Raw genomic sequence first — 13,658 nt, forward strand, 5'->3', positions numbered from 1 at the left:
GCCTGCGTTCGTGAAGAACCGGACATCGATCAGCGAGCCGACCGGTGGGGCGGGGAGTTCGGCCTACGCCGGACCGGTGAAGGCCAGGTTGGTGGACACCACCAACACCGTCGCGACGATGGCGTGTCGGATGAACTTGAGCATGTGTCAGGTCCCTCCTGGAAAGTAAAATGGTGGCCGGGACGCCGGACCCTCGGATCCGGGCCCGTCGGCCTGTCGCGTCAGCCCGGCCGGGAGCACGCTGGTATCGGTAGCCAGTTCATCACCGGATGATCGACGCTCGGATGTACGTTGCGACGGCCACGTCTGACGAGGAGTGATGAGATGGACAAGAAGGAGCGCAGGCCCCGCCGGGACAACCGGGGCGGTGGCGGCCACGGTGCCGCCGTGTACGGACTCGGCCTGATCGGCGCGCTGGTCTACTACATTCAGCAGGCGGACGGCTTCTGAGTGGTCGTGCTGGGCATCCTGCAGGCCCTGGTGTGGCCCGCGTCTTTTCGTCCACTACGTGCTGGACTTCGTTTCCGCCTGACCACGCCTGTGTCTGACCACGTCCGGCACGGTCACCGGTAGCAGCAGGCCCTGCGGCGTCTTCGCCACAGGGCCTGCTGCTGAAATCCCCTACCAGTTCCTCAGCGGTTCCTCAAATTTCCGCCAAGTCACGGCGATTTCCGCCCATGGATGATGTGACCTGGTCCGCAGGGACAACGCTCCGGTGTGGAATGAGGTGGCCGCTGATGTCTACGAGTCGTGCTGTTCACCGTCGGCGTCGCTTGAGGACAGCGGGGACGTTCGTCCGGTGGCGGCGGTGGGCTGGTGGGGTCGCGGTGGTGGTCGCGGCGCTGGTGGGGTTGTCGTCGTCGGTGCCGCCGGGTGCGGTGCCGGCGGACGGTGAGTTCCCGGTGGGGTGGTTGTCGTCGTGGTTCACGGGCCGGTCGGGGTGGTTGCCGTGGGGCGGGCCGGCTGTGGAGCTGCCGGCGGCGCGGGTCGGTGACGGTGCCGGTTCGGGTGGGTATGTGGGGTCGGCGGCGACGCGGGCGTCGGGTGGGGCGGGTTCGGCGCAGCGGTTGGTGAACGGTCTGTCGGGGTATGCCGGGGAGCCGGTGGTGGGAGAGTCGGTGACGCCGGTGACGGTGGGCCGGTTCGATCCGGAGTCGAGTGTGCGGGACGCGGTGGCGTCGGGGCCGAATGCCGACGTGTACGCCAACGCGGATGGTTCGACGACGGCGGAGTTGAGCACCGGGCAGGTCAACTACGAGGCGGCGGATGGTTCGTGGCGGCCGGTGGATTCGACGTTGGTGCGTCGGGGCGGCCGGTGGGTGGTGAGGGAGAACTCGCTGGGGGTGTCGCTGGCCGGTACGTCTGCCGGTGGGGCGTTGGTGGAGTTGTCGCTGCCCGGTGATGGGTCAGTGGGCTGGGGTCTGGCTGGTGCGGCGGCGGTGGCTCCGGCGGTCGACGGCAAGACGGCCACGTACCCGGAGGTGGTCGCGGACACCGACCTGGAGGTGGTGGCGCGGCCGGACGGGGTGCAGCAGGGGCTGGTGCTGGCCTCGCCGCAGGCCGGGTCGGAGTGGGTGTTTCCGCTGATGCTGGACGGGGTGTCGGTCCGTTCCGGTGACGATGGGTCGGTCGAAGTGGTCGCCGACGCCGGGTCGGTGGTGGCATCGATCCCGCCAGCTGTCATGCGGGATTCGTCGGTTGATCCGCAGACGGGGCTGCCGGCGCGGTCGCCGGCGGTGTCGATGGAGCTGGTGGAGGTCGAAGGCGGTCGGGCGCTGAAGCTGGTGGCTGACCGGGAGTGGTTGACGGATCCGGCGCGGGTGTTCCCGGTGCGGGCGGACGTGGGCGCGCTGATCTCGACGATCGGGGACGTGTTCGTTGACACCGATCCGGATACCGGCCCGGCCGTGCAGAACGGTGACCGTCTCGCGATCGGCAACCAGGACGGCGTCCTGTCCCGGACGTTTCTCAAGTTCACCATCCCATCGGAGCTTGCGAGGTCGGGCTGGTTCATCTCCTCGGCGAACCTGCGGCTGTACCTGAACTACCGGGCGAGGTGTGACGTCCAACGGATCAAGGTCGGGCTGGTCGAGGAGGAATGGAGCGTCGGAGATCTGCGCACCGCCGCCCACCCGGGGCCGAAGATCGACCTGGGGCCGGGTCACTACCGGTACTACACCGACAACGGGCGGGCATGTGAGAACCCGAACCCGAATCCGTCCGTCGGCCAGTGGGTCGAGATCGACGTCCGGGACCTGATTTCGGGCTGGGCGCTCGGTCAGCCCAATCTCGGTCTGGCGTTGTTGGACGAGGAACACCGGTCTGAGGCGGCAGCGGCGTTGTTCGCTTCGGCCAACTATGCCGGCGGTGACTACGCGCCGCGGTTGCAGCTGACCTTGTCGAACAACCTGCCGCCGCAGGTGGACCAGCGGGCACCGACCCACGGTGCGGTGGTGTCGACGTTGACGCCCCGGTTGTACGTGCGGGGCCGCGATTTCGACGAGTCCGGCACTGTGCGCTACAAGGTCTGGATCTACGACAGCACCGGGACCCTCATCCACGTCAACGAGGGCACCAAGTCGTACTACGACGTCCCGGTCGGGTTGTTGGAGACGAACAAGCAGTACTCGTGGGCGGTGCAGCCGTATGACGGGGCTGTCTACGGCGCCCGGTATCCGAAGTACGTGTTCTACACGCGGGTGCCGCAGCCGGCGTTGGGATCCCGGTTGGTGCAGAACCCGGGGGTGGGTTACCACCCGGAGATCGGCAACTACACGTCGGCGGTGACGGACGCGCAGGTGGCGGGGGTGGGGCCGGCGTTGGAGATCACCCGGTCGTACAACACGTTGGACACCCGGCGGTCGGGGGCGTTCGGGCAGGGCTGGTCGAGTCTGTTGGACGCGCGGGTGACCGAGCGGACCAACTCGGCGGGTGCGGTGCTGGGTGCGGTGGTGCGGTATCCGGACGGGTCGGAGGCGGTGTTCGGGCCGACGTTGAACGGGTCGTTCGTGCCGCCGCCGGGTCGGTACGAGGTGTTGACCGCGGTGAAGTCCGGTTCGTCGGTAACCGGGTACCGGTTGACCGTCAAACACGGGACGACGTACGTGTTCTCCCGCGCGGCCGGGGGTGGCGCGTTCAAGGTCACGTCGGTGACGGACGCCAACGACCAGACCTTGACGTTGACGTACAACGGCAGTGGGCTGGTGTCGGAGTTGATTAGCGCGTCGGGGCGGTCGCTGACGCTGACGTGGGCGGGGACGGCGAGTCCGTCGGCCGGGTCGCATGTGACGAAGGTTACGACGGACGCGCCGACCGCCGGTGGCAGTGGCTACGTGTGGACGTACACGTACGGCAACCATGACCGGTTGACGAAGGTGTGTCCGCCGACGGCGTCGTGCACCACGTACTCCTGGGGTAACAGCGCCAACCAGGGGGCGAACGCGGTGCTGAACCACGCGCCGTCGTCGTTCTGGCGGTTGAACGAACCTTCCGGAGCGACCCTGGCGGCCAGCAGCACGCTGGACAACGGCGGCACCGATGTGGCGTTCTACGAGGGTACGTCGGCGGGTGGGGTGCCGGGGGTGTGGCCGGGGTCGACGTCGACGTCGACGTCGTTCAACGGCACGTCGTCGCGGGTGCGGTTGCCGAGCGGGCTGGTCAACGACAGCGCGTACCAGTCGGTCAGTCTGTGGTTCCGGACGGGGACGGTGTCCCGGGCGGGGGTGTTGTTCTCGTACCAGCATGATCCGATCTCGGACGGGACGACGTCGCGCAACTACACTCCGTCGATCTATCTCGGGTCGAGTGGGAACTTGCACGCGAAGTTCTATGACGGCAACTCGACGACGATGCAGTCGTCCGGTCGGGTGGACGACGGGCAGTGGCATCACGTCGTGCTGGCCGGGGCCGGCACGAGCCAGTCGCTGTATGTGGACGGCATCCAGCAAGCGGTCCGTCGCGACGGCCTGATCGAGATGTTCGACGTGGGCGGGTCGGAGCATGTGTACGTGGGTGCGGGGTTCGTCGGCGGGAACTGGCCGGACCAGCCGCATCATGGTTCGCCGAACTACCACGGGCATGCGAACTTCTTCCAAGGGCAGATCGCCGATGTGGCGTTCTTCAACCGGACGTTGACCTCGGCCGAGGTCACTGAGATCAACGCGACGGCGCGGGGTCAGAGCCGGCAGTTGTCGAAGGTGACCAGCGCCGAGGAGCGGACGCTGACGTCGTTGTCGATGGACTCGGTGACTGGGAAGCTGGCGTCGGTGACCGACAGCAACGGTGGGACTTGGGCGTTGGGGACGCCGAGGGTGGCGGGAACGAGCGGGGTGTACGCGGCGGCGGTGCTGGGGTCGGCGCCGACGGACTACTGGCGGTTGCGGGATGCGGCCGGGGTTCAGGCGGTCAACGAGACCTGGCAGACGGCCGCGACGTTCAATTCGGTGACGTTGGGAGTGGCGGGTCCGTTCGCCGACGGCACGGCGGTGTCGTTCGACGGGTCAGCGTCGCTGGTGTCGGTGCCGGGGGAGCGATTGGCACCGGCCGGGACGCGGTCCCAGGAGCTCTGGTTCAGGACCACCGGTACCGGCGATGTGCTGGCGGGGGTGCAGGACGCGGCGGTGGACGGGACGCCGTCGGTGGGATCGCCGGTGTTGTGGATCGACTCCGATGGCCGGCTGCGGGGGCTGTCCGCGTCGGTGGATCCGACCGGGCCGTTGACGTCGGGGCTCGCCGGCAAGTGCGCCGAGTTGGCGGCCGACGGCACGAGGGTGCAACTGGCCACCTGCGACGGTGCGACGGCGCAGAGCTGGCGTTACGTCGGCAGCAGCCGGCAGTTGCGTCGGGGTGACAGGTGTCTGGGCCTGGCAGGTCAGGCGACCGGCAACGGCACCCTGGTCCAGGCGCAGACCTGTTCGAGCAGCGCGAACCAGAAGTGGGGAACGTCCGGGAACGGTTGGCGCAACTCGGGGGCGGGCCGGTGTCTGGAGGTGCCGGGCTCGTCGACCACGGACGGCACCCAGTTGGCGATCCGTAACTGCAACGACCAGGCCAATCAGTGGTGGGCGTTGGCGTTGGTCTCGGCGGCGCCGGTCAACGACGGCAAGTGGCACCACGCGGTGCTCACCAAGACCGCCGCCGGCAACGACACCGTCCAGGCGTTGTACCTCGACGGCGTACGGGTGCAGTCCAGCACCGGCTCCCTGGCTGGCGGGGTCGAAAGGCTCAGTCACGGATATCTGGGTGCGGGGTACACGGGGAACGGTTGGTCGGGGCTGCCCTCGGACTCGACGGCGTACTACGCGGGTGCGTTGGCGGAGGTCGCGCTCTATGACCGGGCGTTGAGCGCGGACGAGGTGGCGTTGCACTACCAGTCGGTGGGTCGGACCGTGCCGTTGGTGGTGACGGCGGCGGGCGACGGGGCTGCCGCAGTCCGGTTGTCGGAGACGGCGGCGGGTGGGTTGCCGGACGAGGTGTTGCCGCCGGGTGCGGTGCATGTCGACGCGGCAGCGGAGCACGCGCAGACGACGACGGTGTCGAATCCGGTGAAGATCGTGTCGGTGACCGACCCGGGCGGTAACGAGGTGTCGTACTCCTACGATCTGGTGTCGGGGCGGAAGGTGTCGCAGACCGACGCGTTGGGTCAGACGACGTTGTACGGCTATGACACGGGTGGGTTCACGAGTCTGGTGTACGACCCGAACGGAAACGTGACCCGGTCGGTGCAGGACGAGCGGGGCAACACGGTCCAGGAGGTGACCTGCCAGGACCAGGCCGCCGACAAGTGCTCCAGCAGCTACTACACCTACACCTTCTACAGCAGCGACCCGACGCACCCGAGGAGCGACCGCCTGACCCACGTGCGGGGGCCGGGCTCGCAGAGTGCGCAGGACGACACCTACCTGACGACCTACGGCTACGACAACTCCGGCAACCTGCACACCGTGCGGGACCCGCTCGGCCGGAAGACGGAGATCGAATACACCGACGGTACGGAGGTGCCCGCGGTCGACGGTGGGTCCGCCCCGGCCGGTCTGCCGTGGCATGTGCTGGATGCGTCGAAGGGATGGCAGACGATCAGGTACACCTCGGCGGGTGACGTGGCGTGGGTGTCGGACGCGGCGACTGCGGAGACGACGTTCACGTACGACGGGTTGGGTCGGACGTTGACGGAGACGGTGGTGACGTCGTCGTATCCGCAGGGGCGGACGACGTCGTACACGTACGACTCGGTGGGTCGGGTGGTGACGCGGACGGGTCCGGCGGTGACGGACCGGGTGACCGGTGCGGTGCATCGGGCGGTGACGCGTTACTCGTACAGCGTGGACGGGTTCCTGGCGGAGGAGCGGGTCAGTGACGCGTCCGGTGGGGATGTGGCCCGGGTCAGTACCTGGTCGTACGACGAGGGTGGGCGTCGGTCGGCGTCGGTGGCCGCCGAGGGGGCGGTGACCAGCTACGGCTATGACGTGTACGGGCACCTGGCGGAGCAGACCGATCCGGATGGGGTGGTGAACGCCTACGAGGTGGACGTCAACGGCAATCTGCTGTCGCGGACGGTGAAGGGATTCACCGGGAATCCGAATGATCCGACGGATCCGGTGGATCTGGTGGTGGAGTCGAATGTGTACGACCCGGCGGGTCGGTTGGCGTCGACCACGGACGCGATGGGCTATGTGACGCGGTACACGTATACCGATGACGGGCGGACCGCGACGGTGACCCGCTCAGACGGTGACAGCTCGTCGTTCCTGCTGGAGAGCAACGGCTACGACGAGGCGGGGAACCTGGTCGAGCAGGTCACTGACAACGGTGCGACGGTGACGGCGTACGCCTACGACGCGGCGGGCCGGCAGGTGCGCAGCGTGCTGGATCCGGGCGGCCTGGATCGGGTGACCGAGGTGACGCTGTCCCGGACCGACGAGGTGTTGTCGCGGGTGGATCGGGACGCTGCAGGGGAGGCGTTGTCGGTCGTCGACTACGCCTACGACGTGTTGGGCCGGCCGGTGTCGCAGACGGGCTACCTGTCGGCGGACCGGTCGGTGACGCCGGTGGCGCGGTGGCGGTTGGCCGAGACGGGTGGGACGACGGCGGTCGACTCGGCGGGGAACAGTCCGGGTACGGCCACGGACGTGGTCTGGGCGTCGGATCCCGAGCGGGGTCGGGTCGCGTCGTTCAATGGATCGTCGTCGCAAATCGTCACCGATGCGCCGGTGGTGGACACCACCCGGCCGTACACGGTCGCTGCCTGGGTGCGATTGGACGATCTGCGATACTCCGCCTCGGTACTGGCGATGCCGGGCCTCGCCCGGACGAACGTGGCCGAGCGGGGCGCACCCGCGTTCGCACTCCACTACGACCACACCGTCGACGCGTGGCGGGCGCTGGCGACCGAGCAACTCGTGTTCAAAGGCGGCGGCGTACTACACCGCCGTCGCACCTTCGGGCAGGGCTCGATGCAGGCGGGCGAGTGGCAGCACCTGGCGGTGGGCGTGGACCCGCAGGCTGGCCGGTGGATCGTGTTCCTCGACGGCGAGAAAGTCGACGACTTCACCGGCAGCAGCTTCCACAGCGTGGCGGCCGGCGGGGTGCGGATCGGCTCGGGCCTCGAGGGGGCGATCTCTGATCTGCAGGTGTATCAGGGGGTGCCGGGCGACGATGACTGGGCCGCCGGGGTGATGGCGGGTGCGGTGCCTCCGGCGGACGCGGGGGTGTCGCGGACCAGTTACGTGGTCGACAACGCTGGTCTGGCGACGTCGGTGATTGATCCGTTGGGTCACGCCACGTTCGTGGAGTACGACGAGGCGGATCGTCCGGTGGTGACGACGGGTCCGGCGGTGCAGTCGGAAACCGGTGAGTTGGATGGTCCGGTGGTGACGGCCCGGCCGGTGGAGCGGGTTGGTTACAACACGTTCGGTGAGGTGGTTGCGGAGTCGGATCCGAACGGGGCGGTGACGACGTACGGGGTGGACCGGGTGGGTCGGCCGGTGGAGGTCCGGTTGCCGGCGTACACGCCGCCGGGTGAGTCGTCGTCGGTGACGCCGGTGGCGTCGGCGGTGTACGACAGCCTCGGTCAGGTGGTGTCGCAGACCGATCCGTTGGGCCGGGTCACGGAGTTCGACTACGACCAGTTGGGTCGGTTGGTGACCCAGGTGGCGCCGGACGACGGCACGACGACGGCGCGCTACGACCTGGCGGGCAACCTGCTGGCGACGACGGATCCGACGGGTGCGGTGGCCGGTAGTGGCTACGACTTCCTGGGTCGGGTCACGAGTGTGAGTGAGGCGGTGCGGCAGACCGGTCAGGTGCACACCACGACGATGGGCTACGACGTCGCCGGGCGGTTGTCGTCGGTGCGGTCGCCGGCGGGGGTGACCACCGGGTACGGCTACAACGCGGCCGGTGAGCTGACAGTTGTGGTCGACGGCGCGGGGCAGACCCGCGGTGTCGTCCACGACGGCCTGGGTCGGCCGGTTAAGGAAATCAATCCGGACGGTACGTACACGACGACGGGTTATGACATGTTGTCGCGGCCGGTGTCGTCGGCGGCGTACCGGGCGGCCGGTGGGGCGGCGTTGGCGACGGCGGCCTGGTCGTATGACGCGGCGGGCAATGTGGTGTCGGCGACGGACGCACGCGGCACGGTGACGCGGTTCGGCTACGACGCGACGGGGTTGTTGCGGACGCAGTCCGAGCCGGTGGATGCGACGACAACGATCGAGTCGTCGTTCGGGTATGACCTGGCGGGGAATCCGACCCGGTTCACCGACGGGGAGGGGCGGGCGTTCCGGACCACGTACACCGTGTGGGGGTTGCCGCAGTCGCGGATCGAGCCGGCCACGGCGGCGTACCCGGACGCGGCGGACCGGACGTTCACCACGGTTTACGATGCGGCCGGGCAGCCGGTGTCGCAGCGGGTGCCCGGTGGGGTGGCGCGGACCCTGGTCTACGACGACGCCGGTCGGCTGGTGCGTCAGTCCGGCTCCGGTGCGGAGGCCGCGACGCAGGACCGGACGTACGGCTACGACGCGGCGGGCCGGCTCGTGGAGTTCTCGGCGCCGGGTGGCAGCAATCAGGTCGTGTACGACGACCGCGGCCTGCCGTTGTCGGTGACCGGTCCGTCGGGGAACGCGTCGTTCAGGTACACGGCGGACGGGTTGATGGCCTGGCGGGACGACGCGGCCGGGTTGACCCAGTACGGGTATGACGGTGCGGGCCGGTTGGCGTCGGTGGACAACGCCGACATGGGGACCGCAATCCGCTACACGTATGACGTGATGTCGGCGGTGTCGTCGATGACGTTCGGCACGTCGGGGAACCGGCGGGTGTTCGCCTACGACGATCTGCATCGGTTGACCAGCGACCGGTTGGTGTCGTCGGATGGGTCGAAGATCGCGTCGATCAGCTACGGCTGGGACGCGAATGGTAACGAGACCAGTAAGACCGTGACCCGTGGCTCGTCCACGACGGTCAACACGTACACCTACGATCTGGCGGACCGGTTGACGTCGTGGGACGACGGGAACACGACGGTCGGTTACCGCTACGACAAGGCGGGGAACCGGACCGGGGTCGGCGACATCGACTACGTCTACGACGCCCGTAACCGCCTCGTTTCGGACAGTACCGGTGTCGGCTACCAGTACACGGCGCGGGGCACCCGCAGCGCGGCCGGTGCGGCGAGGACGGTGTCGGACGCGTTCGACCAGGTGGTGGAGCACACCCCGGCCGGTGGCAACGCCCGGGTGTTCGACTACGACGGCTTGGGTCGGGCGTTCCGGGACGGTTGGGAGTACACCGGTCTCGGTAACCACCTCGCCCGGGACAGTTCCAACGCGTTCTTCACCCGGGATCCGGGCGGTGGGGTGGTCGGGGCGCGGCACAACAACACGCGCCGGTTGGTGTGGACGGATCTGCACGGTGACGTGGTCGCCCAGTTGAACCCGGCCGGGGCGACGGTGACCGGCAGCCGCACCTATTCGCCGTTGGGCGAGGTGACCGCGGACAGCGGCATGCTCGGTGACCTCGGTTACCAGTCGGAGTGGACCGACGTGCGTAGTGGGCAGGTCAACATGCATGCCCGCTGGTACGACCCGGCGACCGCACAGTTCGGTGCCCGCGACAGCCTGACTGTCAGTGCGGTACCGGACCCGATCCGGGCGAACCGGTACCAGTACGGCGACGGCAACCCGTTGACCGTGGTCGACCCCACCGGCCACTTCGGAGAACGGTTTGCGAGGTCGTGGGACGACTTCACCGACTGGGCCGGCGACAGGTGGGACGACGCCGTCGACTGGGCCGGCGACGCGTGGGACGACTTTACCGACTTTCTCGACTGGGTCGGCGACGGCCTGGCGGCGGCCACCACGTGGACGCAGGAAGAGCTCGTCGAGGCGGCCAACGCCATCAGGCAGACGGTGGAGCAGAGCTATCAGGATCTGATCAAGGCCGGTGAGGCGCTGAAAGTAGCCGCCGAACAGGTGGGCCAGTGGGCCCGTACAGCCCGGGACTGGATCGTCGAACACAAGGCCGAGATCGTCGGCGCGATCGTCGGCATGGTCGTCGAGGCCAGCTGCCTGGTCGCGATCGGCTGGACCGGGGTCGGCATGGTCGCCTGCGGCATGGTCGGTGGCATCACCGGTGCCCTGGTCACCGGTGGGATGCAGGGCAAGACCGGCATGGATCTGCTGCAGGACGCGGTGATCGGCGGCCTGGCCGGTGGTCTCGGTGCCGCCCTGCCGATGATGGGCCCGGTCGCCGGCAAGGCGTTGAGCAAGGCCGCCTCCACCGGCGTGAAGAAGGTCGCCGGCACGAGCGTCGGCAAGGCCGGCGCCCGTGTCGGTGCGAAGGCCGCCGCCGGGGCCCGGTCGTTCAGCCGGGCGGTCAGCAGCAAGGCCGACGACGCGTCCCGGGCGGTGTCGCGCGGCTCCAGCCGGTCCACCCGGGAAGCCGCCGAACGTGCCGACGACGCCGTCCGCGCCGGCGGGAGCCGGGCCGACGGGGCTGCCAGCTGCGTGCGGCACAGTTTCGCCCCCGGCACCCGGGTACGGATGGCCGACGGCACCACCAAGCCGATCGGCGAGGTCGAACTCGGCGACGAGGTGCTGGCCACCGACCCGCAGACGGGGCAAAGCTCCACTCGGCCGGTGCGGCTGCTGCACCACCACGCCGACCGGGAGTTGACCGACGTCACGGTCACCGACACCGTCACCGGTGAGAGCACGGTCGTCGAGACGACCGCGCACCACCCGTTCTGGAACGCCACCACCGGGCGGTGGACCGACGCCGAAGACCTGCGACCCGGTGATCGGCTGCGCAGCCCGGACGGCGAAACCACCCAGCAGGTCGCGGCGGTCCGGGTCTGGACCGGCCTGAAATGGATGAACGACCTCACCGTCGACGGCGACCACACCTACTATGTGGTGGCAGCCGACCGGCCGGTGCTGGTGCACAACTGCGACGGCTACACGGACCTGTACCACGGCACCAGCCGGCAGGCGGCGGACAACATCCGGAACAACGGCGTGGACCCGAGCTTCTCCAGCCGGTCGAGAATGGACTTCGGCAAGGGTTTCTACACCACCCGTTCGCAGCAGCAGGCACAGAAATGGGCCAGCAAGCGATTCGGCGGGGACGGGGTGGTTCTTCACTTCAGGGTGCCGACCGCGAAACTCAACGCCATGTTCACAAAGACGTTCAACCGGCGCGGCGGCCGGGACCTGACCAACACCGTGCGCCGCTACCGCACCGGTGCCGGCGGAAACCTGTCCAACAACTACGATGTGGTCGAGGGTCCGATGCTCATGAACGTCGATGGATTCCTGAGGTTGGGGGCTCCGCCCCGCTGGTCCGGCAACCAGGTCGTCTTCTACGGCAGGAACGCCGGCCGGGTGCTCACCGACGCCCTGCAGCCCTAGGAGAATGATCATGGACGTCTATCAGATGGACCTGTCGGTCGAGGTCCGGGAGTTGCTGGACGCGACAGCGGCCGAGATGGTCGAGCTGTTCGGCATCTCGCGTGCCGAAGCCGTCGCCCGGATCAACGAGCAGTGGCACGGGCAGGACTTCTCCGGTGACGACGAGATCGTCCTGCACGAGGACCGGCACTACTGGGCGATGATCATCTACTTCGGCGAGGTGCCGGACTGGAGCGACGACGCCGACCGGTCAGACTGGGTTGCCCGGCCGGCGCCCTCCCGGCAGTCCGGCCACTGGACGACCGAAACCTGAACCCGGGGTGTGGTGTGCCGGCGGTGGCGGGTCTCAGCCCAACGCGGTGAGGACCTTCGCGTACGCCGCCGGCACGTGGTGCGGACCGCCGGGCAGCAGTACGTCGGACGAACCGACCGCCGGCCAGGCCTGTTCCGGCACCGCCGCCATCAGCTCGGCCACCAGCGGCGCGTCGCGCCACTGCGGCGACTCGGCGAGCATCCGCAACGCCACCAGTGACTCCTCGACCTCACCGACACACTCGAACGGCTTGTGCCCGTCGACGCCGAGCAACTTCCGGAAACCGGCCGACTGCGCCGGGTCGGCCAGCAGATCCACCCCGAAGATGCCGACCAGCCGGTCCCGCTGCATGAACGGCGCGAACGCCAGGAACACGAACCGGCACTTCGGGCACGCCCCACACCAGCGTTCGCTGCGGTCACGCAACTTGAACGCGGCATTGCAGCTGGTCACCACCGGGTCGTAGCCGGTCGACGCCGCGTACAGCTTGGCGATGTGCAGCTCGGACAGGGTCCGCAGCAGCGAAAAGTACGGCTCGGTCAGCCCGGCATGGCCGCGTAGCGCGTCGCGCAGCAGCCCTTCGGCCTCGACACCCTTGGACCACTGATGGTTGATCTCGTGCCCGTTCCAGATCAGGTTCGGATCGGAGGCGGACCGTTCGTTGGACATCACCACCGGGCCGAGGCCGTGCAGCACCGCCGTACCGACCGCGATCAGCGAGTTGATCGCGGTCACCGGGATGTGCCCGTTGTACGCCCCGGACGCGTTGAGGTTGAACAACCGTGGGTCCAACGCCCGGCGGGCGGCCAGCGCGGTCAGCCCGGACGCCGCGTTGACCGCCACGATCACCGGATTCGGGTTGACCGAGAACGGCACCGGGTCGAAGCCGGCCCGGCGCAGCGCCTCCAACGACACGATCGAGTCCTTGCCGCCGCCGACCGCCGACAACGGCCGCCGGTCGGCGGTGTCCACCGGCTCCGGCGGTGCCGGCGATCCGTCCGGCAGCACCGGGGTGAGGTCGAGCACGTGCGGCAGCTCGTTGCGGTACGCGTACTCGGCCAGGCCCTTGGTGTAGGCGGCGGTGACCAGCGCGACCGCCTCGGGCCCCAGCGGTGCCGGCGCCACCAGCGCAGGCGGGGCCGCCGCCTTGTAGTAGCTGACCCCGGCGACCAGGTGCAGCAGCTCCAGCACCCGACGGAACGTCGACCCGGGCCCGGTCGGCGGCGGGGTGGCATCCTGCGGCATCGGGAAGGTGATCCGCTCGACGAAGGTCAGCTCACCGCCGTCACCGCCGGTGAGCGCATAGCCCAGCTCGGCCACCCCGGTCACCGGATCGAACTCCAGCGTAGGAAAGGTGAACGCGGTGCAGCGTCGCAATTCGTCGCGGGTCACCCGTGCCTCCTCCACTGATCACCGACCAGACATACTAGTCC

General features: G+C 68.9%; 4 protein-coding genes. 3 read left to right on the forward strand and 1 reads right to left on the reverse strand.

The window, feature by feature from the left end:
• The first annotated feature begins 324 nt into the window (after positions 1 to 324).
• The 3 genes from ACFHWU_RS14320 (at position 325) to ACFHWU_RS14330 (ending at position 12,225) form a co-directional block, all read left to right on the forward strand.
• Positions 325 to 450 (forward strand): hypothetical protein, encoded by a 126-nt coding sequence (locus ACFHWU_RS14320; protein ID WP_416568346.1) that lies wholly within the window; start codon positions 325 to 327, stop codon positions 448 to 450.
• A gap of 323 nt (positions 451 to 773) precedes the next feature.
• Complete coding sequence (locus tag ACFHWU_RS14325) at positions 774 to 11,912, forward strand: LamG-like jellyroll fold domain-containing protein (protein ID WP_416590771.1); 11,139 nt, start codon at positions 774 to 776, stop codon at positions 11,910 to 11,912.
• A 10-nt stretch (positions 11,913 to 11,922) separates the two neighbouring features.
• Positions 11,923 to 12,225, forward strand: a complete 303-nt coding sequence (locus ACFHWU_RS14330) for a hypothetical protein (protein ID WP_416554960.1) — start codon at positions 11,923 to 11,925, stop codon at positions 12,223 to 12,225.
• A 33-nt stretch (positions 12,226 to 12,258) separates the two neighbouring features.
• Here ACFHWU_RS14330 and ACFHWU_RS14335 read toward each other — a convergent pair whose 3' ends face one another.
• Complete coding sequence (locus ACFHWU_RS14335; RefSeq protein WP_416554961.1) at positions 12,259 to 13,617, reverse strand: hypothetical protein; 1,359 nt, start codon at positions 13,615 to 13,617, stop codon at positions 12,259 to 12,261.
• Between the last annotated feature and the right edge of the window lie 41 nt (positions 13,618 to 13,658).

It is taken from the genome of Micromonospora sp. LOL_015 (assembly GCF_048060275.1).
Taxonomy (GTDB): Bacteria; Actinomycetota; Actinomycetes; order Mycobacteriales; family Micromonosporaceae; genus Micromonospora_E.